Below are 25,452 nucleotides of genomic sequence, written 5' to 3'. Positions count from 1 at the left end.
TATTAACAATTTGATCAAATACTTTTTATATAATAACAAAAAAGTGTTGATATGTCAATGATATGATATTGCTATGACGTATATTTGAGGGTGAAAATCAGTATATGATGCTTATGTCAGACGTGCTATACTTTTAACAGATACTGAGGAAAACGGAGGAAACATGGTTTATCGGCGACGGTCGACAGAGCAGCGCTATGTCAAATATCGAAAAATGATGAAACAGCAGGCAGCACCTGGGTGTAACTTTTGCCAATTTAGTCCAGAGGATAAGCAGGTGCGAGTGGCGCACGAGCATTTTTTGGTGACAGACAATCTGTTTCCATATGAGATTTGGGACAGTCATGAAGTCGCTGACCACATCATGGTCGTCCCCAGGCGTCATGTTGAAGGCATCTACCAGCTGAATAAGACAGAGCGAGCTGAGTTGATGGATGTGATCGCTGAGTACGAAGAGCAGGGATATTCCGTTTACGCCCGCGCTCCAGAAAATAAACAAAAATCCGTCGCTCATCAACACACCCACCTTATCAAAACGCATGGCAAACCAAAAAACATGTTATTCACTAGTGTTAAACCGTATATTTTGTGGAGTAAATAAATATGACTGTTTATAGCAACATCGAGATTCGCCAAGCCATCAACGACGACATCATCGTCTGTCAGCCGTTCAATCCAGACCACGTGGCAGAAGCCAGTTTGGACTTTACGTTGGGTCACTACTACTATAAGCAAGAATTTGAGGGCGAATATCGCGTCTACAATCCCTTTGACGCGGCTTATGTCGCCAAATATTTCAAGGGTCCGCTCAAAGCCATGCCGCACGCTGAATGGTGCAAGGAGCATGATGCAACGCCGTTTCAGAATATTCCACCAGACCACCCAATCATTGTGCTGCGTCCTGGGGAGCGAATCTTGGCGCACACGCACGAATTTGTGGGCATTCGTGCACAGGGCGGTGCAGCGCAGGTGCTGAGCCGCAGTTCGTGGGGGCGCAATGGCGTGGCGGTTTGCTTTGACGCTGGCTGGATTGACCCAGGGTATATCAATCGGATTACGCTGGAAATCTATAACCTTAACATGCACGAAAGTGTCGTGTTGCCGGTTGGCGAACGCATTGGTCAAATGATTTTTCACAAAACTGGGCCAGTTGAAGGCGGCTATGGCTCTGGCGCGCGTAAGGTCAGTGATAAATATCAGACAGGGAACGATTTAGAGGAAATCATCGCCAGCTGGCGACCGGAGATGCTACTACCAAAGACGTACCGTGACAGCCGTAAATCTCCAGTGCCAATTGACGGCTTGAGTCAGGGGCTGCTGTGATGGAACGCTCGGGCGCCGCGGGAGTTTACATCGTCATTGAGGGCAATGACGGCACCGGTAAATCCACGCAAGTAGATATGTTGGCAGCGTGGCTCAGAGAACGCGGCCGTGAAGTTGTTGTTGTCGAGGAGCCAGGCAGTGATGATGAGGCTAAAACCACGCCAGTCGCCAATGAATATCGGAGAGTTTTGAAAGACGATCGGTTCAAGCTGGATCCAGAGGTTAATGTGCTCTTGTTCAGTGCGGCGCGGCGTGAATTGTGGTTTCACAAAATTGAGCCGGCTTTGCAGCGAGGCGCGGTGGTGTTGAGCTCCAGGAGTTATTTGTCGACTTTGGTCTATCAAGGTCATGGCGAAGGTATAGCCCAGGAAGCCATCATCAACATGACCAAGCGCTTCACTAGTGAGCGCTACATGAATCCTGACTTTGTTGTGGTATTATTTGCGGATGACCGTGTCAGACAGCAGCGCATCGTCGAGCGCGGTACGGCAGAGGCGGTTGATAGCTTTGAGTCACGTGATGATGCGTTCCAGCAGAAGATTAATGATGGCTATCAAACCGTTGCTAAAACGCACAATATTCCACTGGTTTTGGCTGAGCGTTCGCCGACTGACGTACATCAGCAAATTCTTCAAGAAATCTCCAAAAATAATATTGATTTTTGACCTGGTTTCGTGCATACTGGTATTTAGAGAAGTAGTGTATTCACGACAGGGAGAAGCAAAGCGAACAGGCAAATCGCTTTTGTTGCAGTCGTGAATTAGGGATCTTCCGGCCGTGATCACTAAATTAAACTAAAGCGAGGAGTTCATACCTGTGGCAAAACAACAGTCCACGGATGGCGGACGCGTGTTCTTCACCTCTGAAGACAGCTCGTTGCCGCTGCCAAACCTGATCGCTCATCAAGAAGATTCTTGGCGTTGGTTCGTCGAGGATGGCTTGAGCGAAATCTTTTCAGAAATTAACCCAATTGACGACTACACTGGTCAGAAATTGTCATTGCGATTCGGTGCGTATCGATTTGACGAACCAAAGACTACCGATCAGTTCGCCAAGGAAAACAATGTGACGTTTGAAGCGCCGCTGCATGCAACCGTCGAACTAACCAACAAAGTCACGGGCGAAGTCAAAGAGCAGGAAATCTATCTTGGTGACTATCCATGGATGACCGAGCGCGGTACCTTCATCATCAATGGTACGGAGCGTGTGGTAGTTAGTCAGTTGATCCGCTCAGCCGGTGTATTCTTTACTGCTGACACTGTGGCTGGCCGTAATTACTACGGTGCTAAGATGATCCCAGGTCGTGGTGCCTGGTTGGAGTTCGAGACCGCGCCAAATGGTACGATTTATGTCAAGATTGACCGTCGTCGCAAATTGCCAGTGACGACCTTGCTACGGGCTTTGGGCCATCCAAAAACATCAGAAATTCGTGAATTATTTGCTGACATTGACACTGGCGAGACCAGCTACATCCAAGAAACTTTGGATAAAGACACAACTCGTGGTGCCAATGAAGCGCTGATCGAAGTCTATCGTCGTCTCCGGCCGGGTGATCTGGCGACAGTTGACAATGCGCGCCAGATGATTGAGCGAATGTTCTTTGATTTTAAGCGATTTGATTATTCCCGCGTTGGTCGGTATAAGCTCAATCAACGGTTGGGTCTGGACGTTGCCAACACTGCTGAAAACCGTATTTTCCAGATGAGCGATTTGGTAGCCATCATCCGCGAGATTATTCGCCTCAACAACACCCAAGAGCCAGCTGATGACATCGACTCATTGAGCAACCGTCGAGTGAAGCTGGTTGGTGAATTGGTCGCTCGTCAGTTCCGCGTCGGTATGCTCAGGATGCAGCGCAACGCCATGGATCGCATGAGTGTGGCGGACATGGAAGGTGTAACGCCAAGCCAGCTGATCAATGCTCGCCCAGTGGTGGCAGCAGTTCGTGAATTCTTCACTAGCTCGCAGCTTAGTCAGTTGATGGACGAGGTTAACCCACTGTCTGAATTGAGCCACAAACGTCGTTTGAGCTCAATGGGCCCTGGTGGTTTGAGCCGTGAGCGTGCTGGTTTTGACGTTCGTGATGCTCACCCAACGCACTATGGTCGTATCTGTTCGGTGGAGACGCCAGAAGGTGCTAACGTTGGTTTGGTGCTAAACCTCGCTACTTACGCACGAGTCAATGAATATGGCTTCATCGAAACGCCATACTTGAAAGTTGTGAATGGTCGCGTGACAGACGATGTTGTCTATCTGGACGCGGCGCAGGAAGCAGCTGAGGTGATCGCTGATGCTGGTGCTGTGTTGAACGAAGACGGTACGTTCCGTGATGAGCGTGTGTCAGCTCGTAACAACATGCAGCCATCTCAGGTTGACGCTGACCAGGTTACCTACATGGACGCTGCACACAAGCAGATTTTGGGGTCAACCGCTGCGCTGGTTCCGTTCATCGAAAAGAACCGTATTGACCGTAGCTTGACTGGTTCAAACATGCAACGCCAGGCAGTACCGCTGCTCACACCAGAACCAGCAACTGTTGGTACGGGCGTCGAAAAGTCCATTGCTGCAAACAGTGGTCACTTAACCTTGGCGTCAGGTGACGGTGAAGTAGTTAAAGCTGATGCAAATGAAATTCATGTCAAATACAGCGACGGCGTCAAAGTATATGAACTCCGCCATTTCGTCAAAAACAATGACGACCGCTGCTACAACCAAAAAGTTCGCGTTAAGCGCGGTGATAAGGTGAAGCAGGGCGATGTATTGATTGAAGGTGCTTCCGTTGCGGAAGGCGAAATTGCGCTTGGACGTAACCTGTTGGTGGCCTTTATGCCATGGGGTGGTTACAACATGGAAGACGCAGTGATTTTGTCCAACCGATTGGTACAAGACGACACACTGACGTCCATCAACATTAAGGATTACAATGTTGAAGTTCGTGAGACCAAACTGGGCCCAGAGATTGTTACTCGCGACATTCCAAACGTTTCTGAGGAAAGCCTGCGTCACTTGGACGAAAACGGTATTGTCCAAATTGGTTCTGAAGTCAAGGCCGGTGACGTTTTAGTTGGTAAGATTACACCAAAGGGTGAACAGGAACTCAGCTCTGAGGAGCGTCTGCTGCGCGCCATCTTTGGTGAAAAGGCCAAGGATGTTCGTGACACTTCACAGCGCATGAATAATGCTGGTGGCGGTAAAGTTGTCGGCGTTAAGATCTTTAGCCGCGAGAATGGCCACGACTTGAAGGCTGGTGTCTTGATGCAGATTCAAATCTTTGTAGCCCAGCTCCGCAAGATTGGTGTTGGTGACAAGATGGCTGGTCGCCACGGTAACAAGGGCGTGGTCGCCAAGGTTCTGCCAGTCGAAGACATGCCGTTCATGGAAGACGGTACGCCAATTGACGTAATTTTGAACCCACTGGGTGTGCCAAGTCGTATGAACCTCGGTCAGTTGTTTGAAACACACCTGGGTATGGCGGCACGAGCACTAGGTTACCGCGTCGCAACCCCATCATTTAACGGTGTGCCATCAGCAACAATTTCTGATGAACTAGAAAAAGCAGGGCTAGCACGCGACGGTAAGAGTCAATTGTTTGATGGCCGAACCGGTGAAGCCTTTGAAGAGCGCACCACGGTCGGTGTGATGCACATGATCAAATTGCACCATATGGTTTCTGACAAGATTCACGCCCGCTCAACTGGTCCATACACCATGGTGACTCAGCAGCCACTCGGTGGTAAAGCACAGAATGGTGGTCAGCGCTTCGGTGAGATGGAGGTCTGGGCACTGGAAGCCTACGGTGCGGCAGCAACCTTGCAGGAAATGCTAACCATCAAGTCTGACGACGTCTATGGCCGTGCCAAGGCATACGAGTCGATCATCAAAGACGAACCAATCGTCGGTCCAAAACTCCCAGAGTCCTTCAACGTGTTGGTCAAGGAACTCCAGGGATTGGGTCTAAAGGTTGACTTGGTGGATGATGAAGCTGTCGTTGACGCTGAGCACGTGATCGCGTCCAGTGGACCTGAAGATAAAACCACGCCTGCGGTAACGTCTGAAGACGAAGAAGCAGAAACTTTCTTGGATGAATCTGATGATATTGGAGAAATCGAAGGGGGCATGAGCGTACAAGACATTGACGAAGTAGAAGAAATAAAGGAGGATGCGTAAGATGGCGCAATTTGCATTCAATGCTACTGGCATTAGCGATTTTGATGCAGTACGCTTAGTGGTTGCCAGCCCAGAAGATATCCTGAAATGGAGTCACGGTGAAGTTACTAAGCCAGAAACGATCAACTATCGTACTCAAAAGCCAGAGCGTGACGGTTTGTTCTGTGAACGAATTTTCGGTCCGGTTAAGGACATCAATCCACACGACTCAAAGCTAAAAGGTGTTCGTTCACGCGAAGCTGCGGTTGATAAGAATGGTGAACTCGTCACCAAGTCAATCGTTCGCCGTGAGCGCATGGGTCACATCCAGTTGGCGGCGCCAGTCGCCCACATCTGGTTTATGCGCGGTACGCCAAGCGCCATGAGCCAATTGCTCGGCATGACGGTTCGTAACTTGGAGCGAGTAGCTTACTTTGCGACCTACGTCATTTTGAAGGTTGATGAAGCAACCCGTGATCAATACCTTGCAGACTTGGAAGCTGAAACAGAAGCCGGTCGTGCTGCCATCAAGATTCGATACGAAAAAATGGCAGAAGAAGATGGCGCTGACATCAAAGCTTTGGCTAAGGAACAGAGTCGTGAAGTTGAAGAATTGAACGAAAAATACACCACTCGTAAAGCGCAGCTTGACAGTTTGAACAAGGGCGCGCTGTTGTCTGAAACTGACTATCGTAACTTGCCAGAAGAATACGATGAGCTCATTGAAGTTGGCATGGGTGCTTCAGCGTTGAAGACGTTACTGGATGAGATTGACCTACCGCAGCTGATTGCGGAATTGACTGAAGAAGCTGAGAGCGCCAAGGGTCAGCGTGAGAAGAAAATTCTCAAGCGCCTGAAGATGCTGGAGAGCATGCACGCCGCTGGCATCAAGCCAAGTAGCTTGACGCTGAGCGTATTGCCAGTCATCCCACCAGACCTCCGTCCAATGGTGGCCCTCAGTGGTGGTCGGTTTGCAACCTCAGACTTAAACGACTTGTACCGCCGCATCATCAACCGTAACAATCGTTTGAAGAAATTGGTTGAGCTCAATGCACCAGAAGTGATTCAGCGCAATGAAAAGCGTATGTTGCAGGAAGCGGTTGATGCGTTGATCGACAATGCTGCTGCTCGTGGTGGTCGTGCCGTCAGTTCGACTGGTGGTCGCCGCCGTCTGAAGTCAATTTCTGACATGCTGAAGGGTAAGCAAGGACGTTTCCGCCAAAACCTGCTCGGTAAGCGTGTGGATTACTCTGGACGTTCAGTGATCGTCGTTGGTCCAAAACTGAAGATTCATCAGTGTGGGTTGCCAAAGCAAATGGCACTTGAACTATTCAAGCCATTCGTTATCAGTTGGCTGATCAAGGGTGAATTTGCTCACAACATCCGCTCAGCAACCCGGTTGATCGAATCAGGCGAAGCAGTTGTATGGGACGCGCTGGATGCAGTGATTGCAGGCAAATACGTTCTGTTGAACCGTGCTCCATCACTCCACCGTTTGTCAATCCAATCCTTCCAGCCAGTTTTGGTTGAAGGCAAAGCCATCCAACTGCATCCGCTAGTTTGTGCCGGCTTTAACGCTGACTTTGACGGTGACCAGATGGCCGTTCACTTACCACTCTCTAAAGAAGCACAGGCTGAAGCGCGTGAGTTGATGAGCGCAACTGCTAACCTATTGAAGCCTGCTGACGGTGCGCCAGTCTTGCACATCTCGCAGGACATCGTGCTCGGTAACTACTACCTGACCTATGACAAGCCACAGGCGCAGACTGACAATATCAAGTCATTTAGCTCAGTTTATGAAGCAGAGCTGGCGTACGACAAGGGCGACATTCATTTGCAGACGCCAATCCGGATTTTTGCTAAGGGCAAGGTACGTCAGACAACTTTGGGCCGTGTCTTCTTTAACGAGATCCTGCCAGAGGACTTCCCATATGACAACAACGTTCAGACCAAGAAGCAGCTGAAGAAAGTATTGGCACAAATCTTCAACAAGTACGGTGCCGAGGAAACTGCCAAGATCGCTGACCGCATGAAGGGGCAGGCCTTCCGCTTCGCGACAACTGCGGCCGTATCAACCGGTATGACCGACTACGTGCACTTTGACGAAATCCCTGAGTTTGTGGCTGAGGGTGACGCCAAGGCGGCTTTGATTTCTGAGCAGTTCGACCAAGGTCTGATCACCGAGGACGAGCGCTACAACTTGACAGTCAGTGCGTGGCGAAACGTCGACAATAAGATTACCGCGTTCTTGAAGGATCAATTGGCGCACATGGACACCAGTATCTCCATGATGGTTAACTCTGGTGCACGTGGTGACATCTCCAACGTCAAGCTGGCGAGCGCCATGATCGGTATCCAGATGGACGCGACCAACCACGAAATTGAGTTGCCAATCCGTAGCTCCTACACTGGTGGTCTGTCCAGCCTTGAGGCCTTTGTGGCGACCCGTGGTGCGCGTAAGGGTCTGATCGACACCGCGCTGAAGACTGCCGACTCAGGCTACCTGACGCGACGTTTGGTCGACGTGGCACAGGACGTCTTCACGGTTGAGGACGTTGAAGGTGACGACGAAGGTTACGCAATCTACCGTTCAGAAACTGAGGAAACGATGATCGACTTCTCGAACCGCTTGGCTGGTCGTTACGCCGCCGAGACAATTCCGGGTCACGTCAACAAGGACGAATTGATCACCCGGGAAATCGCTGACTCAATTGATGATGATGAAAGTATCCAGAGCGTCAAGATTCAATCAGTCCTGTCAACCAACAACCTCAACGGCATCCCGCAGCGCAGCTACGGTGTTGATATGTCAACTGGTAAATTGGTCGGTAATCATCAGCCAGTCGGTGTCATCGCTGCTCAGTCAGTCGGTGAGCCAGGTACTCAGTTGACCCTGCGTACTTTCCACAACTCTGGTGTGGCTGGTGGTGACATCACCCAGGGTCTGCCGCGTGTTGAAGAATTGTTCGAGGCGCGTACACCAAAGGGTCAGGCGTTTGTTACGGAGATTGCCGGGTTAGTTGACGTTTGGGAAGATGGCAAAAAGTACATCGTCCAAGTTACCCCAGAATCTGGTAAGGTTGAGCGCTTGCCGCTAGACGGCCGAACCATCGTGGTCAAGGCCGGTTCAAGTGTCAAGGCTGGCGACGTATTGGCAACTGGCGAAGATGACACTCGTCCACTAATTGCACCATTTGACGGTGTAGTTGAGGCGGCAGAAGACACCTTGGTCATCGCTGCTGAAGCTGGCGCACCAGCTCGTTACGAAATCCCAGGCACCATGCAGTTGGTCGTAAAAGCTAATGACGTTGTCGAGGCTGGTGACCGCTTGACAGCTGGTTCATTGAACCTGCACGACTTGATGCGCCTGAAGGGTGTCGAGGCTGCTCAGCGCTACATCATCAACGAAGTCCTGCGTATTTACGCTGCTCAGGGTCAAGACGTGGCCGACAAGCACCTGGAGATCATCGTTCGACAGATGTTCAGCCGCGTCCAAATCGAAGATGCGGGTGATAGCGACTTCGTGACTGGCGACATCGTCTCCAAGGCTGCGGTGGTGAACACCAACAAGCAACTGGCTACTGAGGGTAAGAACCTCATCAGCTACACTCAGCTGCTGCTCGGTATCACCAAGGTGTCCATCTGGAGCGACTCATGGCTATCAGCTGCGTCCTTCCAGGATACTACTCGCGTGCTGATCAACGCTGCCGTATCTGGTCGCGCTGACCACTTGCACGGTCTCAAGGAGAACGTCATCATCGGCCGCAAGATCCCAGTGGGAACGGGCGCTGTTGAAGAAGACGAAGAGTTAGCTGAAGATAACACTGAAGAATTGACTGAAGAATTCTCAGAGATCTAATCACTAAGTAGCTCTATCAACCGTGCAATATTCTCCCCTCTATAACAGAGGGGAGAATTGTATATTACGACAATTTATGGTATAATAGCAAGATATGAGTGAGTTGCTTACGCAGGTTGGGCCCATTGATATGGATGTCATTCAGCCACCTCAACAGGTTGATGGTGAGATGAAAGGACCTGTCTATTTGGCAGATTCTACGCTTTCGGATGGTGGATCGCCGGTTGCCGTGCTTTTTTCACAATGGTCAGACTATTCTGAGCGAGCAAAGCAACAAGTAAGAACGGAGGTTTTGGCGGATCATATCAAAGGACTGGCAGTCGCAGTAGATAATCCAGGAGTGAGTCCAGAAGCAGATCCCATGAGCTCGGGAATTAAACAAGCTCTAAGAGAGGGCGATCTCTCAAAAGTGTCAATGTTGCAGTGGGACGCCGTGGGCGAGACACTCGACCAAAAGGGCCGTGACTTTGGTGATGTAGAGCGACTGGTTGGTTATTCACTAGGTTCGCATTTGGCAGCATCAGCCGCAAAACATGCACCAGGGGAAGTAAGCTTATCGCAACTAGACTTATTTGAGACGCCGGTGATAAGCAAAAAGACTAGTCAGGCTAAAACCATGGCTACATTAGCCATGCGTTTTCTTGCTCACGGTGGTGATAAGTTGACAGAGACTATCGCTGCAAATCCTGATTGGGCAGCTCGATGCCGCGACGAAGACTCATTACTATTACCAAAAATAATACTGCAACGACCGGCTGGCTTGTGGCAATATCCTCGAGCCATCACCCATCCTGATAATGATATTATCAGTGATTTGATGAGCGCCGGCCATCGATCGCTCCGTGAAGCAGTGGTTACGGTGAGCGCGACCGATGCTGACAAAATAAGCCCCATCAATGATAATGAGTGGTTAGTTCAACGGTTGGGCTCGGCCGGTCTGTCGGTGATGGGCTTTGAGATCATGGATGCAGTGCATGCTTCTCAGGATAATATGGCCTGGTGGAAGGGCATTCTGGAAGAGATTGATGCGCACGTCAAAATCTAGTAGATTTTTTAGACCAAGTGTGGTAAAATTATCCCAGAGTTTCCTCTTTTCGGAGCAAGCGGTGGTTTGAATGTGTACAGACCGAATGCTCGGCAGAAAAGGTATAGACACGGGGCGGAGTTGCTGAATCCAAGCCGTAGGCACTAAGAGAAGCTGGTTTTTGCGTGTAAAATCGCGCGCCAGTTCACTTAGAGCCACCAGGCGAATCGCCATCATTTAGTAAATCAACCAAGGAGAAATTGGATGCCAACAATCAACCAGTTGGTGCGTAAACCGCGCCAAACGGCCAAGAAAAAGTCCAAGTCACCAGCACTGGGTCGCATTCATAACGCCCTGAAAACGCGTTACTACGACCAAAATGCACCGCTCAAGCGTGGCGTGTGTGTGCGTGTGACGACCAAGACGCCAAAGAAACCAAACTCAGCGCTGCGTAAAGTTGCTCGTGTGAAATTGAACAACGGCTACGAAGTCTGGGCCTACATCGGTGGTGAGGGTCACAACTTGCAGGAGCACGCTGTGGTCTTGATCCGCGGTGGTCGTGTGCCTGACCTTCCAGGTGTGCGCTATCACATCGTACGCGGTGCCTTGGACCTTCAAGGTGTCAACAACCGCAAGCGGGGCCGTTCAAAGTACGGTACCAAGAAAGGGGATAAGTAATCATGCCTCGTAAAGTTACCAAGAAACTACAACGTGAACTCAAGCCTGACCGCCGCTACCAAAGCGTGCTGGTGCAGCGCCTGATCAACAAATCAATGCTGGACGGTAAGAAGTTGGCAGCCGAGCGTGCTGTTTACACCGCCCTGGAAACTGCTGCGAAGAAATTGGATTCAGAAGATCCGTTGGCAGTGTTTGAAAAAGCCTTGAAAAACGTCAGTCCAAACTTTGAGGTGAAGAGCCGCCGCGTCGGTGGTGCGAACTACCAGATTCCGTTCCCAGTCCAGGGACACCGGCAGCTACACTACGCGTTTAGCTGGCTGGTACAATCAGCTCGTGCTCGCAGTGGTATGCCATACTCACAGCGTTTGGCACTGGAAATCGTTGACGCCTACAACGAAGCTGGTGCTGCCTTCAAGAAGAAGGAAGACACCCACAAGATGGCCGAAGCCAACCGCGCCTTTGCGCACTTTGCTCGTGGCTAATTATTTGAGCATGCAAGATATCATCCGCTCCAGGTAATCTGGGGCGGATTTGCATTTTATGTCTAATTATGATATTATCAAAAGATGAATGAACAACAATTCTCACCCGACCGAAAGCATAATTGCTATATTGACTTTACTGGTGCCGCCCAGCGAATGCAGGAGGATATAGCAGCTTTTGAGGCGACCCATCCTAGGCAAAGTGGGCTTCAGCATATCCTTGAAGATATTTCACAGCGACACAGTGCTCAAGAAATGATTCATAGGGTGGCTGGCGGTCTGGGAGTTCTTCTGAACCCACGTGATCTGTCTACTGGTGAACCAACGTATGGGGTTGAGGAGGTAATGGTGGTCACGAACATTGGTGCGACCATCGGACTTGGTCTGTGTCGAGAACAATTGCTTGAGGCTAATATAGCACCCAAGGAGCTCGTTCCACAGGGGCTTAAAGGTTGTGGATTCGAGCCTCCAAAGAGCCCGAAGCCCGAGTTTGATGATCTTGTGAGGCTACACGAAGCAGCAAGGGGACAGGTTGAATACTCTAGCTACGGCCTGGCATTGATTGACCCAGGGCTAACTGAAACAATTGAAGACTGGCTGGACGAGGCAGTACCGAATATCAGACTGCAAGGTTTTGCCAGGACTGGACTCGGTATTTTTCTGCGCAATGCTAACCACAAACTGCAAGAGTGTGACGCATACAGAATGAGGCACGAGGCTAATGCTGGAGTTAGCTGGGATGATCTACTAGGCTATTGCCAAGAAAATTCTGAGAGCTAAACCATAAAATCAAGCTATTATTTTCTGCGACTATCTGGTATAATTGGCAACAAGAGTAGTTTTTTGGTGCCAAAAAATTGACCAAAGATCTCGACAAATTAACGTAATATAAAGGAAAATTATGGCAGAGACGAATGTTCCGCTGAAAAATTTTAGAAATATTGGTATTATTGCCCATATTGACGCCGGTAAAACGACGACAACTGAGGGTATTTTGTACCGTACCGGCTTGACCCACAAGATTGGTGTGGTGAAGGGTGACGGCGACGGTGCCACCACTGACTGGATGGCGCAGGAAAAAGAGCGCGGTATTACCATTACCTCGGCAGCGGTGACTTGTTTCTGGAGAAATCACAAGATCAATATCATCGACACCCCGGGGCACATTGACTTTACCGCTGAGGTGGAGCGTTCACTTCGAGTCCTCGACGGTGCGGTGACGGTGTTTGACGGTAAGATGGGTGTTGAGGCGCAGTCTGAGACGGTGTGGCGCCAGGCTAACAAATATGGCGTGCCACGCATTTGCTTCGTTAACAAAATCAACCAAACTGGTGGTGATTTCTGGAAATCTCTGGAGTCAATTCACAACCGCTTGAGCAAACAAGCTTTCCCAATTCACATCCCGATTGGTTTTGAAAAGACCATCAACGGTGTGGTTGACCTTATCGACATGAAGGCTTATACCTACACTGATTTTTCTGATCATGAGTTGGTGCAGGGTGAAATCCCAGCTGACATGTTGGAAAAATGTCAAAATGCCCGCAGCTTGTTGGTGGAAAATGCCGTTGAAGCTGACGACGAATTGATGATGAAGTTCCTCGACCAAGGTGAAGAGGCGATTACGATTGATGAGCTGAAATCTGCACTGCGTAAGCGTGTGCTGGCTGGTGACTTCTTCTTGGTCACCGGTGGTGACGGCCGCGGCGTTATCGTGGAGAAGGTGCTTGACCTCATGGTTGACTACCTACCAAGCCCACTGGACGTTGACGAAATTTGGGGTAAAAATCCAAAGACCGGCGACGAAGTGAGCCGCAAGCCAGACGACAAAGAGCCAATGAGCGCCTTGGCATTTAAGATTGCCACTGACCCATTTGTTGGTAAATTGATCTTCATCCGTGTCTATTCAGGTGTTTTGAACTCTGGTAGCTACGTCCTGAACACCACGACTGGCGACAAAGAGCGCATCGGTCGTATCGTCCGAATGCACGCCGACAAGCGCGAGGAAATCGACAAAATCACTGCTGGTGACATCGCTGCGGTGGTTGGCTTGAAGAACACTGGTACTGGTAACACCTTGACTGACCCAGCACACCCAATTGCCCTGGAATCAATTGAATTCCCAGAGCCGCCAGTATCCATCGCCGTTGAGCCAAAGTCAAAGGCCGACCAAGAAAAGATGGCGCTCGCCTTGCAGCGTTTGGCTGAGGAAGACCCAACTTTCCGCATCCACACTGATGAAGAAACCGGCCAGACCATCATGTCTGGAATGGGTGAGTTGCACCTGGACATTTTGATCGACCGCATGAAGCGCGAGTTCAAGGTTGAAGCTAACATTGGTGAACCACAAGTGGCCTTCCGTGAATCAATCAAGGGTAAAGCTGAGGTTCAGGGTAAGCACGCCAAGCAGTCTGGTGGTCGTGGTCAGTACGGTGACGTCTGGGTACGCTTTGAACCAAACGAGGCTGGTAAAGGCTTTGAGTTTGTTGATGAAATTAAGGGTGGTGTGGTGCCACAAGAGTACCGCCCAGCTGTCATGAAGGGTATTCGTGAGACCTTGGAAGGTGGTGTTATCGCTGGTTATCCAGTGGTTGACGTCAAAGCTACCCTATACGATGGTTCATACCACGATGTTGACTCCTCAGAGTTAGCCTTCTCATTGGCAGGTTCGTTGGCAGCCCGCGAAGGTATCAAACAGGCAACGCCAATTCTGCTTGAACCAGTCATGAAAGTTGAAGTCACTACCCCAGAAGAGTTCATGGGCGACATCATCGGTGACCTGAACTCACGTCGTGGTCGCATTGATACCATGGAAGATTTGATGGGCGGCGCCAAGTTGGTCAAGGCCTTCGTGCCACTGGCAAATATGTTTGGTTACACCTCAGACATCCGCTCGATGTCGCAGGGCCGCGCTGCATCAACCATGGAATTGGCTCAGTACGAGGAAGTTCCACCGAATGTTGCTCAAGAGATAATCGAAAAGCGCAACAAATAATCACCAAAAGCCCCGGTCATTAGCCGGGGTTTTCATATGGTATAATGTATTCATGAAATCATTCATTCTGTCAACTCGCAAGCTTGCGCCCGCAAAGTTGACTGTTTGGATGACGCTAATTTTTTTGGCAGGGATCACTCTGTCGGCGTTCTTAACCTCAGAGCCGCAATGGGTAAACTGGAGCTTCAGTGCTTTGGGTGAGCGTGGCGAACTGTCTTCATTTGTATTCAACATTTCCATCGCCATGATGGCAATCATCATGTGGTGCTTAGCAGAGTCGATGTCTGACACTTTGGAGCAGGCTGAGGCAGTGGCTACTGCCAGGTTAAGTTTGGTGGCGCTGCGAACCATAGCTTTTTGCGGCATGGCTATAGCCATATTTCCTAACGACACTCAACACGGGCTACACTATATCTTTTCACGCCTGTCCATCATTGTCTTTGCATTTTACGCCTTCATGTTGCCGTTTACCACCAGTTTGTTCACACGCCAGCAAAAAAGCATCATGCTAGGGCTGTCAGTAGCTGCCGTCATGGCGTGCGTTCAAGGATTTGTGCACCGAGAATTTTCGTTCGTGGTCTATGAGGCTGCGGCTGGCGGACTTGGGGCGTTATGGTTCTATCTGACTAGTAAATTCACCCAACAAGCTGTCCAAACGTCAGCTGCTACTCTGCAGTCGTCGGTGTCCCAACAAAAAGCTTCCTGATTTGACTGCGGATGGGACGGCCAACAGCATTACCAAATGACGCGCCTACGGCAACAGCAAATCCAATCATGACGGCTCGCGCCAAGCTTGCCAAGGCGACAACGTAGCCTGGGTCTGACGGTGCCTGACTGATGATACCCATCAAGCCATTGTACAGTGACAAACCTGGGACCAACGGCACAATGCCCGCACCGATGATGGCCAAAGACGGGATGCGCCACAGTCGGGACATGAACGTTGCTACCAAACCGATGGCCGCAGCGGCTGTACCACTGGCCAGCAACACATCCCAACCAGCATCAGTCAGTAATTGAAATAGTCCCCAGCCACTTGCTCCCACAAGACCAGCCAATATAGTGCCAAAGAACGGCGCGTGATTGCCAATGACAAATGCTGAAGCGATGACTGCCGCACCGATGTACTGCGTATAATTATCCACCAACGTCAAACGGTCTGGGGTGGTTGGAAAACTAATACCCAATCTGGTGGCAATATGAAGGCCAATAGCTACGCCAACCACGATACCACCGGTTGCCATCAGCACTCGCAACAGTCGGGCGTTTGCTGTAACATAATATTCATCAATTGCATCCTGAAACGCACCAACGATCATCATACCTGCCACCAATAGGACGATTCCACCAATCACAATCAGTGTCGGATTGAATGCCAAATTAAACTTGGTATTGACACAGACAACAGCAGTGGCGATGAGTGTGATACAGAGTGACATGATGATCTGTGTGAAAAATACCGACACGCCGACACGCCACAACAGACGCATGGCAGCCGTGCTGAGTGTGCCGACCGCCATAGCCAGGAGTGCCATCTGTAAACTACCGCCATACATCACCACCACACCAGCACTCAACGCGCCGCCTGATAGGGCGACGAGAGATTGGGGATGACGTTTTTCAGGATTGATGATCTTTTCTAGCCGTTCCTCAGCCTCACTCAAGTGAATGTGCTGGTAGCGGATTTCGCGGGACAAGGTCTGCAGCGCTTGGATGGTTTGGTAATTGACATCCACCAGAGTGATGGCGCGAATCAAAGTCAGCGGCTCACGGTTGATGCCGCGGTCTTGCGACACGGTGATGAGCGTTGAGCTGATGTCCATGTGAACTGGCTGTTTGCAGTAGGTTCTGGTGATACCAAGCATCATATGTACCACATCTCGCGCTGACACACCCATGCTGAGGAGCTTTTCGGAGATGGTCAGAACCAACCGCAAAGCGCGCATGTTTGGGGTTAAGCTTTCGTCAATTTTCTCAATCACTTGGGCAGGAATTGGCAAGGGAAGGCGAGCAATTTTGCCGAGTGACTGTAGTAAGATTTCTGGTACTTTTTTATTGATCTTGTTCATCAATAATTAGTGTATCAAACTTTATCAAATTTTTGCCAAGAAAAAACCCCGCAACATGTGCGGGGACGCGGTGTTTCCGCGATTTGACAGATTTTTAGTATGCGCCTCTGCTGGCGCGGAGCCTCTCATGTTCTTCTGGAGAACAATCCTCCTCCTCTTCGTCAGAAGCGATGGGAGGAACTGAAAGTGAAGACGGCCAGAAGGCCGCCACAGCGAGGGCGGCAATTATCACGCCAACCTCAAACAGGGCCATGCCAGGCTTGTATAGCACGCCAGGGGCATATATATTTAACTGGACTAACAGCCCAGCTAGCGCTGGCAGTGACATTGTCAAGAAAATGACGGCTAGGCAGGTCTTCTTAATGGTGGACATCGTGCCCACCTCCTTCCTGATAGTATGAGGTGCGGCCTTTCCGCGCCTCAAGCCACCAAGTGTCTGGCTTGGTAGCGAAGCGCAGTTGGTGGCTCTAGAGTAGAGTTACCAAACAGGCTAATGTATAATATAGCACATATTTACAAAAAAGTCAATGACATGAAAATAGCCCACCGAACTGGCTCAAGCTGAATCGGGTTTGGTCAACCCGAGAATGCCACAAGGCACTCAATCAGGTTGAGCCGATTCAGCGAACTATTTTCGGTGGGCAAGTTACTTGCCTTTACTCTTCGTCATCCCACGACTTCGGGAGAAAGGCATAGGACAGTTCAATCGCGTTGAGATATATCAGTATCCCCGCGATTATCGCAAAGACGACCTGGGACTGCCTTTGTGATCCTCCTGTTAACGGCACGAGACATTGTGCCATTGACAGGACAAGCCCGAAAAACAGGATGGTAGATCCTGTTTTTCGGGAAATGATCCTGCAGCGCACAAGGGCGCGCAGGATTCTTGAAACCAGAAAGAATGTCACCACGAAGGCGACAATTCCCCAGACTATTCCCATCTCTTTCACCTCCTCTCAAAGACTCTGAAAAGATGGATGGGCAAGTGCTCTTTTCAAACGCTTCAGGGCGAATGAAAAGCTACTTGTATGATGTCATACTACAGCAAAAAAGTCAAGTATACCGCTCATGTTCAAACAAACCGTCAAACCCTAGTCAACCCTGCGCAGAATCAGCCCACTGCGTGCTGGTAGATATGCCTGTACATTGTCGCCATGCGGCCCTGGTGTGGTGAAATATCGCTGGTCTTGCTGGACTCGTCCGTGACCGCCAAATCGCTCATCATCACTGTTCAGAACCAATCGATATGACCCAGCCGCTGCCGGCAGTGCATAGTCGGTCTGTGACTGGTCGGGCGAGAAGTTGATGATGAACAGCAGGTCTCCACGCATGAAGCTGACGACGTGGTCGTGTTGGTGAATGGTGAGGTAGTGAATGCTGGGGTCGTCAACGGTTTTGATGAGCTTCATCAGGCTGGCGTCAAATTCGCCCAGCCATTGGTATTTGAGGAAACCATTGTCGCGTAAACTCCATTGTCGCCGTGCGTGCTTGAACGACCAATTATTACCTTGGCGCGGAAAGTCGATCCACTCGGGATGCCCAAATTCATTACCCATAAAGTTAAGGTAGCCACCGCCGTGCAGCCCAGCTGTCAGCAGCCGAATCAGTTTATGTAGGGCTATGCCACGCTCCACGGTCAGGTCGGGGTCGGCTTTATCCATGTGCCAGTACATGGCTTTGTCGATCAGTCGAAAAATCAGCGTCTTGTCGCCGACCAAGGCTTGGTCGTGACTTTCGGCGTAAGTGATGACTTTTTCCTCTGGGCGGTGCGAACTCAGCGTATGCGCCAATTCGCCCAAGTCCCAATCTTCGTCGCGCTTTTCCTTCAGCGTTTTGATCCAGAGGTCGGGCGCGCCCATTGCTAATCGATAATCAAAGCCCAGGCCGCCATATTCAGTCGGTGCCGCCAAGCCCGGTAGCCCGCTCATTTCCTCAGCAATGGTCGTGGCGTCGGGGCGAACAGCGTGAATGACGTCATTTGCCAGCCTGAGATAGACCAGGGCATCCTTATCAACATCATCAGTAAAATAATCATCATAGCTGGTAAAACTTTTGCCCAAGCCATGGTCGTGATATAACATGCTGGTCACGCCATCAAACCGGAAACCGTCAACATGGTACTCGTCCAACCACCAGCGGCAATTGCTGGCCAAAAAGTGCAGTACTGCCGGCTTGCCATAATCAAACAGCCGCGAATCCCAGGCTGGATGGTCGTGAGCTTTGAAATATTGCGTTGGATCACCCGCGAAATTGCCGAGGCCCTCGACTTCATTTTTGGCAGCATGAGCATGAACGATGTCGATGATGACGCGTAGCCCCAGTCCGTGTGCCGCGTCAACTAACCGCTTGAAATCATCCAGCGTGCCAAATCGCGAACTGACCGCGAAAAAGTTGCTGACGTGATAGCCGAAGCTGCCGTAGTACGGGTGCTCGGCGATGGCCATCAGTTGGATGGTGTTGTAGCCGGCCTGTTTGATGCGCGGCAGGACATTGGCGGTAAATTCGTTGAAGTTAGCGACCTTTTCCTCCTCGCTACTCATACCAACATGCGCTTCGTAAATCAGCGGCACGTTTGGCGCAGGCGGAATGTCATGTTGCCACTGATATGGCTCATTAGGCTGCCAGACTACGGCCGAAAAATCCACCGAATCATCGTCTTGGATGACGTAGGTGGCGTATGATGGCAAACGCCAACCGTCGCCATTCGGCCAATAGACGCGCAATTTATATTTCTGCCCGTGATGCAGTGCGCTCCCCGGCAAATCAACACTCCATTCACCATGCCGACTAGGCTGCAGGGCAAACTCCTCGCGCTCCTGCCAGTCAGAAAAATCGCCAACCAAAACCAGCCGCGTAGCATTTGGCGCCCACTCACGAAACGTCCAGCCCGCCGCTGTCTGATGCAATCCAAAATGATGAAACCCTAGTGCAAAATCTGCCGGCGATTTACCGTCCAAAACCCTCCGCAGCGTCGACGAAACATACGCCTCGCGCGCCTTGATGACGGGTTCATGCGGCGCCAGCCACGGATCAAGCTCAACCAGGGTTTTCTTGCTCATGGTTATAGTATACCGCATGGAGCGACGATTATGCTTGAAGTTTAGCCAGTAGAGGTATACGATACAACTATATGAAATCACCACAAGTAGAGACCGGTGTCAATTTCTTGGGGCAATTGTCGCCGGAGAACTGGCAGGAGATTGCCATGGCTAATATGCAACTTGGCAGCGAGAAAGAGGCTGGGGCGCTAGGTGATGTTGAGCGAGTGATGCGTACTGACGAAATTGAAGGTGAGCGGGTGCGGGTGATTGGGTATGCTCAAGCCGCGAGTGATGATACATATGAGCTGCGAGCTGTTGAGGGCGTGGCGGACGTGGTGACATCACTAGAGATTGACCCTGATGAGTCGGCGCCGTTTGCTACGTACACCAAGGAGATGGCGGCTTTATGTGTGCGTACGGTGCAGCATGATGAGGTGATGGACTATTATTTCCCAATCGACCGGCAAGCGATCGTAACAGCAGAGCTATTGCCCGACACCAGTGGTGTGCCACGTCATGTCCGCAAATTGCGCCATTATGTTGACAAGACCGAAGAAGTCGTCAAGGCTAATGATATTCAAGACGCTGCGTCCAGGCGAGAGCTGATAGGTGACTTGAACACGGTACTAGATGAAGTAATTTGCGGTACTGGGGTGCGGGTGGAGTGTAGGGCATACGCTCGGAGGGTCGGAGCTAATGAATATGGCGTTGATGTTGACGCAGATACTCAAGTCCTATTTGCTGACCTACCAATTTTCACCTGGCGTGGTAATCGCCCAGTTCTGGAAATGTTCGACAAAGAAGATCAGTCAGTGCTGTTTCGGGTTGATGTGAAAGATATGGTTGATATCATGCCAACTGATGAAGAAGGGTTTGAGGACGGTGCTGATTTGTTTGAAACAGTCTTTACTGAGGAATTCCAGCAGTTGGCGTGGCAGCTGGCGACTGATCTTTCATACACTGAGGAAGCTTATCTCCCGGATGCACTGCGCGAACATGTCCAGACGCTAAATAATGCATTGCCGTATGTTGGTGAGCTTGATGCCGTCAGCTTGTCGGGTTTTGTGTTGGCGCCAAGTGGTACGGATGGCAATTTGAAGCTTGAGTTTGTTGACAGCGATAGGGCATATGTCAGTGAGGCAAAATTTGTTAAATATGACGAATCCTTTCACGCGGTGATTGAGGTAGGTGTGTTTGATTATTTAAGTAGCCAGTCGCGAAGTGTCTATGTAATCCCTAGTCGTGACAAGTTATTACGGTTTGAGCACTTGGATACTGACGCTGAAGATCTGAGGATTGCTGTTGATGAGTTGCATGACATTGCCGAGGATGCCGGGGGTGTATTTGAGGAGGCTTTCTATCAGTTCTCTTTGGAAGATCAGCTTGAGATCTTGAAGCAATATGATGATGAAGCACATGGCGTGCTGGGATTCATCGACAACCCGCATGACTTTGATGGCGAGTGTACAGTCATGGCGTATCGCTGTTTGCCAAGCGACCTGCTGAACGTTGTCTCGTGGAACGATGCTCCGCTGCAAGAAATCGGTGATGATAGGGGTACTGAGCTGTTCACTCTGCGGGCGGATCGACTGGCGGTATGGAACCCAGAGCTGAATGATCCGTCGAGGTTTGACGGAAACATCACAAAAGTTACGGATTTGCCGCTTAGTTTTGGTGAGCCAGTACTGATGATCGGCGACCGCGAAAATGATGTGTTCTATCTGGTGCGCGCTCGCGACATTATTGGTCTGTCGCGGCGTAGCGATGAAGATGTTTTATGACATGGCTCAAGCCAGCGATATTCACGCAAGCCTCCAGAATGGTGCAATTTGTAAAATCAGGGACAATTTCCTTGCGAAATATTATAAAACCCGCTATAATTAAGCGCATACGCCGTGGAGCCTTTAATTGGTCATACCCGCGTGAAATAATAATTAAATAAGGAGAACTTCTACAAATGGCAGATGCATTTGACCGAAGCAAACCGCACGTTAACGTGGGTACAATGGGCCACGTTGACCACGGTAAGACTACGCTGACCGCTGCGATTACTGCAGTGTTGGCTAAGCGCCTTCCAAGCGCAGTTAACAAACCAATTGCGTACGACCAGATCGACAACGCACCAGAAGAAAAAGCCCGCGGTATTACCATCGCGTCTTCACACCAAGAATACGAATCACCAAAGCGCCACTACGCGCACGTTGACATGCCAGGTCACGCCGACTACGTCAAGAACATGATCACCGGTGCTGCTCAGGTTGATGGTGCAGTTTTGGTTATTGCTGCAACTGACGGTCCAATGCCTCAGACTCGTGAGCACGTGCTGCTGGCAAAGCAGGTTGGTGTGCCTAAGTTGGTTGTCTTCTTGAACAAGATGGACATGGCTGACGAAGAGATGGTTGAGCTGATTGAAGAAGAAGTTCGTGAGCTCTTGGAAGCTAACGGCTTTGACAAAGACTCTCCAATCATCAAGGGTTCAGCTTTGAAGGCTCTTGAAGGTGACGAGAAGTACGAAGACGCCATCATGGAATTGGTTGACGCTATGGACAGCTTCATCCCAGAGCCAACTCGCGACATGGACAAGCCATTCATCATGCCAATTGAGGACGTTTTCTCAATCAAGGGTCGTGGTACTGTGGCAACTGGTCGTATTGAGCAGGGTGTTGTTAAATTGAACGACGAAGTTGAAATCGTTGGTTTGAAGCCAACTCAGAAGTCAGTTGTGACTGGTATTGAGGCCTTCAAGAAATCTCTTGACCAAGGTCAAGCAGGTGACAACGCTGGTATTTTGCTTCGCGGTATTGAGCGCAGCGATATTGAGCGCGGTCAGGTTCTGTGTAAGCCAGGCACCATTACGCCACACACCGAATTTGAAGCTGAAGTATACATCTTGAAGAAGGAAGAGGGCGGTCGCCACACTCCATTCTCCAAGGGTTACAAGCCACAGTTCTACTTCCGCACCACTGACGTGACTGGTGAAGTTGAATTGCCAGCTGACAAAGAAATGGTTATGCCAGGCGACACCGTAACCTTCAAGGTTAAGTTGCTCGCCCCAATCGCTATGGAGCAAGGTTTGAACTTTGCTATCCGCGAAGGTGGCCGTACCGTTGGTGCTGGTGTGATCACCAAGATCAACAAGTAATCACTCTGGTAGATTACCCAAAATACCCTCGATCATCGGGGGTATTTTACTTGTATTGACAATTACCAGTCGCATTGGTATGGTAATGGGTAAAGGGTCGGAGAGGGTAACAATAATCAAAAAGGAGTGATCATATGAACAAAGAGACCGGCGTAGAATACGGCTTTTCTTGGTGGAGGCGGGCTGCAGCTGTGGCAGCAGCTGGCACGCTGTCATTGGGCTTAGTCGGCTGCGAAAAACCAGCGGACGAACAGCAACATGTTACGCAGCCAGAAGTTGTCAGCACGGAAGACACCTCTCCAGTTGATGATGGTCTTGAGGCTGAGGCTTCGTCAAAATATCCAAACATAGAGAACACCGCTGGCTTCTCTGACGACGAGAGCCTAAAAGTATGTTTCCAGGGCAAAGAGTATGCATTGTCTTGGGGAGACGCACTAATTAGTAGTGGTTGGGATAAAGTTGCCGCAGAGGTTGATTCTACGCGCTGTGAGGGCAAAGGGTATCCTCGCGATGGCTGGAAAGAGCTGGAAACTGGCTACACTACGTGCATTCCTCGTAACCATCCTGAAGGAGGTCTGCACTATTATATTGTCACCGCATACAAGAATAACGTAGATGGGTATAACATTCGAGCTATGGATCATGGCAAGATGAGGAGCGGGCTTGATGAATCCTGCAACCCTAACCCCGGTCCTAACGACATGGTACCTATGGTAAAATAGTATAGACAATACATCTAACACAAAAAGGAGATATGGTGAATAAACAGAAATTGGTGATTATCGGTGGCGGCGGAATGGTTGGCGCGACGACGGCGTACGCTTGTGCGCTGCGCAGTGTGATTGAAGAGATCGTATTGATCGACCGCAATGCGGATTTGGCATGGGGTCAAGCTGCGGATATCAACGACGCTATGGGGCTTGACCGCAATGTGGTGGTGCGCACGGGCGACTACGCTGATATCAACGACGATGACATCGTGGTTATCACCGCCGGTTCACCGCAGTTGCCAAGTCAGACGCGACTGGAGTTGGTCGGCGTCAATGCTAACATCATGCGTGACATCGTCAAAAACATCATGGCTGGTGGCGCCAAACCGTATTTGGTGGTCGTCAGTAACCCAGTTGATGTATTGACCTATGTGGCGTTGAAAGAGTCGGGGCTGCCAAAGACCCGAGTGTTCGGCACGGGAACGACACTGGACACGTCACGGCTAAAGTCGTACCTGGCCGACGCGCTGAATGTCGATAGCAAAGCAGTCGACGCATACATCTTGGGCGAGCATGGCGACTCCTCGTTTTCGACCATTGAGACGGCGCAGGTCGGCGAAGTGCCGATTCGTAAATATCCAGGCTTCACCGAGGAATTGGTTGAGGGCATCGAGCAGAAAATCCGTGACCGCGCCTACCGAGTGATTGAGACAAAGAAGTCGACGTATTTTGCCATTGGCTTTGTGGTTTCTAAGATTGTTTCAGCCCTACGTCAGTCAACGCGCACGGTCTATCCAGTCTGTTCACTGGCCGAGGGTGAATATGGTCTGGACAATGTCGTACTGGGCTTGCCGTCGATCATTTGTTGTGACGGCGTGAAAATTTTGACGGGCTATCCACTGACTGAGCGCGAGAAGCAGTCGCTGAATAATTCCGCTGCGATCATCAGCGAGATGATTGCCCATCTTGATAAAGCCCAGGAAAATTGATATAATCGCCTAGTTAATAATAATTTGTCTCGAGAACTCGGTTGTTCGTAAAATGGAGCAATTGGAGGTTACGGGATTGCACAAAAGGAGGAGCCATGGCTCAAGATACCGGGATTAAAATCCGCATCCGACTGAAGGCGTATGACCACAAAGTCATCGACCAATCAGCAAAACAAATCATTGACACCGCAATTCGCACCGGCGCGAACGTTGCCGGCCCAGTGCCGCTGCCAACTCGCCGCAGTACCTACACGGTGGTAAAGAGCCCACATGTATACAAAATGGGTGGTGAGACCTACGAGCGCCGCGTTCACAAGCGCCTGATCGACATCACTAACGCCACACCAAAGACCATCGACAGCTTGCAGAACTTGAACTTGCCAGCTGGTGTTGACGCTGAAATTCGTATGTAATACACTATCATCAGGAGGTATGCTATGTCATAAATCCTAATGTAAGAAAATGGCCTCTTCGGGGGTCATTTTCATTTGTCAAAGGTAGTTTTGATTGATATAATAAACATAATTATTATGACAAAACAAAAATCTCGTACCTACGCTCGCAACCGCTCAAAGTCCAGCGCCTTGTTCAGTCGCAAAGGACGTGAGCGAATTTATGAAAATGACAGCATTTTTTTTCTGAAATTAGTGATATTTGTCATCCTCAGTGCGCTGTGGTTACGTCTAAAGAATCCCTTTGAGTTGGGTGCTTTCACCGTGCAGGCCGTGCCAGTTGGCTTGTTCGTGGCACTGTTACTGGTTCTGAAGATTGAACAGTATCAATTCAACCGCAAAATTTGGTATGTCACTCTGATTTTAATGGCAATTTTGACCTCATTTACGCCAGTAGGTGTGATGATCTGATTTACTTGACTTTAACCAATGTTTTGTGCTAGAATTACAAGGTAATTTCTATTACGCGTAATATCAACTGTTCTCCTTGATGAATGAGCAGGTCTGGCTATAGTTGAAGTGTTTGTCATGAACACCTCGCTCAG

21 protein-coding genes are annotated in these 25,452 nt (G+C 50.1%); 18 read left to right on the top strand and 3 right to left on the bottom strand.

All coding sequences use genetic code 11. From position 1 onward, the window contains the following. Positions 1-163: 163 nt before the first annotated feature. The 11 genes from FBF37_RS02105 to FBF37_RS02055 all read left to right on the top strand — a co-directional run bounded on the left by FBF37_RS02105 (position 164) and on the right by FBF37_RS02055 (position 15,210). Entirely contained in the window at positions 164-601 is a 438-nt protein-coding gene (locus FBF37_RS02105) for an HIT family protein (protein WP_138079022.1), read from the top strand. Positions 602-603: 2 nt separating this feature from the next. Then, entirely contained in the window at positions 604-1,323 is a 720-nt protein-coding gene (locus FBF37_RS02100) for a dCTP deaminase (RefSeq protein ID WP_138079020.1), read from the top strand. Next, positions 1,323-1,988: a dTMP kinase gene (gene tmk, locus FBF37_RS02095; protein WP_138079018.1), complete on the top strand. Its 666-nt coding sequence runs from the start codon at positions 1,323-1,325 to the stop codon at positions 1,986-1,988. The genes FBF37_RS02100 and tmk overlap by 1 nt, the downstream gene beginning before the upstream one ends. 151 nt (positions 1,989-2,139) lie before the next feature. Beyond that, positions 2,140-5,490, top strand: coding sequence for a DNA-directed RNA polymerase subunit beta (gene rpoB, locus FBF37_RS02090; RefSeq protein ID WP_236861218.1), 3,351 nt, complete (start codon positions 2,140-2,142; stop codon positions 5,488-5,490). A gap of 1 nt (position 5,491) precedes the next feature. After that, positions 5,492-9,328 carry a DNA-directed RNA polymerase subunit beta' gene (gene rpoC, locus FBF37_RS02085; protein ID WP_174843585.1) on the top strand — a complete coding sequence of 1,279 codons (3,837 nt, stop codon included), beginning with the start codon at positions 5,492-5,494 and terminating at the stop codon, positions 9,326-9,328. 94 nt (positions 9,329-9,422) lie between these two features. Beyond that, a complete protein-coding gene (locus FBF37_RS02080; RefSeq protein ID WP_138079012.1) occupies positions 9,423-10,373 on the top strand; it encodes a hypothetical protein in 951 nt (316 codons plus the stop codon). 243 nt (positions 10,374-10,616) lie between these two features. After that, complete coding sequence (rpsL, locus tag FBF37_RS02075; protein ID WP_039327447.1) at positions 10,617-11,030, top strand: 30S ribosomal protein S12; 414 nt, start codon at positions 10,617-10,619, stop codon at positions 11,028-11,030. A gap of 2 nt (positions 11,031-11,032) precedes the next feature. Next, positions 11,033-11,512 carry a 30S ribosomal protein S7 gene (gene rpsG, locus FBF37_RS02070; RefSeq protein ID WP_138079010.1) on the top strand — a complete coding sequence of 160 codons (480 nt, stop codon included), beginning with the start codon at positions 11,033-11,035 and terminating at the stop codon, positions 11,510-11,512. 84 nt (positions 11,513-11,596) lie between these two features. Further along, positions 11,597-12,292, top strand: a complete 696-nt coding sequence (locus FBF37_RS02065; protein ID WP_138079008.1) for a hypothetical protein — start codon at positions 11,597-11,599, stop codon at positions 12,290-12,292. Between the two features lie 121 nt (positions 12,293-12,413). Next, the gene (gene fusA / locus FBF37_RS02060; RefSeq protein WP_138079006.1) at positions 12,414-14,504 is read left to right on the top strand and encodes an elongation factor G; all 2,091 of its coding nucleotides are present in this window, start codon (positions 12,414-12,416) and stop codon (positions 14,502-14,504) included. A gap of 52 nt (positions 14,505-14,556) precedes the next feature. Further along, a complete protein-coding gene (locus FBF37_RS02055) occupies positions 14,557-15,210 on the top strand; it encodes a hypothetical protein (RefSeq protein ID WP_138079004.1) in 654 nt (217 codons plus the stop codon). On the opposite strand, the gene FBF37_RS02050 is transcribed toward FBF37_RS02055, so the two are convergent. Further along, positions 15,170-16,573, bottom strand: coding sequence for a threonine/serine exporter family protein (locus FBF37_RS02050; protein ID WP_138079002.1), 1,404 nt, complete (start codon positions 16,571-16,573; stop codon positions 15,170-15,172). The genes FBF37_RS02055 and FBF37_RS02050 overlap by 41 nt on opposite strands. 170 nt (positions 16,574-16,743) lie before the next feature. Here FBF37_RS02050 and FBF37_RS02045 point away from each other — a divergent pair, with 170 nt between their 5' ends. Next, complete coding sequence (locus FBF37_RS02045) at positions 16,744-16,974, top strand: hypothetical protein (RefSeq protein ID WP_138078999.1); 231 nt, start codon at positions 16,744-16,746, stop codon at positions 16,972-16,974. Between the two features lie 255 nt (positions 16,975-17,229). Here the strand turns inward: FBF37_RS02045 and FBF37_RS02040 are convergent, their stop codons facing one another. Next, a complete protein-coding gene (locus FBF37_RS02040) occupies positions 17,230-17,523 on the bottom strand; it encodes a hypothetical protein (RefSeq protein WP_138078997.1) in 294 nt (97 codons plus the stop codon). A 141-nt stretch (positions 17,524-17,664) separates the two neighbouring features. Further along, on the bottom strand, positions 17,665-19,632 hold the full coding sequence (locus FBF37_RS02035; protein ID WP_138078995.1) for an alpha amylase C-terminal domain-containing protein: 1,968 nt from the start codon (positions 19,630-19,632) through the stop codon (positions 17,665-17,667). 71 nt (positions 19,633-19,703) lie between these two features. Between FBF37_RS02035 and FBF37_RS02030 the strand changes: the two genes are divergently transcribed. The 6 genes from FBF37_RS02030 to FBF37_RS02005 all read left to right on the top strand — a co-directional run bounded on the left by FBF37_RS02030 (position 19,704) and on the right by FBF37_RS02005 (position 25,318). Then, positions 19,704-21,395, top strand: a complete 1,692-nt coding sequence (locus FBF37_RS02030) for a hypothetical protein (protein ID WP_138078993.1) — start codon at positions 19,704-19,706, stop codon at positions 21,393-21,395. Positions 21,396-21,571: 176 nt separating this feature from the next. Continuing rightward, positions 21,572-22,756 (top strand): elongation factor Tu, encoded by a 1,185-nt coding sequence (tuf, locus tag FBF37_RS02025; protein ID WP_138078991.1) that lies wholly within the window; start codon positions 21,572-21,574, stop codon positions 22,754-22,756. A 134-nt stretch (positions 22,757-22,890) separates the two neighbouring features. Next, on the top strand, positions 22,891-23,478 hold the full coding sequence (locus FBF37_RS02020) for a hypothetical protein (protein WP_138078989.1): 588 nt from the start codon (positions 22,891-22,893) through the stop codon (positions 23,476-23,478). 32 nt (positions 23,479-23,510) lie between these two features. Continuing rightward, positions 23,511-24,455 (top strand): L-lactate dehydrogenase, encoded by a 945-nt coding sequence (locus FBF37_RS02015; RefSeq protein ID WP_138078987.1) that lies wholly within the window; start codon positions 23,511-23,513, stop codon positions 24,453-24,455. Positions 24,456-24,550: 95 nt separating this feature from the next. Beyond that, positions 24,551-24,868 carry a 30S ribosomal protein S10 gene (gene rpsJ, locus FBF37_RS02010; protein ID WP_039327423.1) on the top strand — a complete coding sequence of 106 codons (318 nt, stop codon included), beginning with the start codon at positions 24,551-24,553 and terminating at the stop codon, positions 24,866-24,868. Positions 24,869-24,985: 117 nt separating this feature from the next. After that, complete coding sequence (locus FBF37_RS02005) at positions 24,986-25,318, top strand: hypothetical protein (RefSeq protein ID WP_138078985.1); 333 nt, start codon at positions 24,986-24,988, stop codon at positions 25,316-25,318. Positions 25,319-25,452 lie beyond the last annotated feature (134 nt).

It is taken from the genome of Candidatus Nanosynbacter featherlites (assembly GCF_005697565.1).
Taxonomy (GTDB): domain Bacteria; phylum Patescibacteriota; class Saccharimonadia; order Saccharimonadales; family Saccharimonadaceae; genus Nanosynbacter; species Nanosynbacter featherlites.
This window is presented reverse-complemented; position numbering and strand designations above follow the sequence as displayed.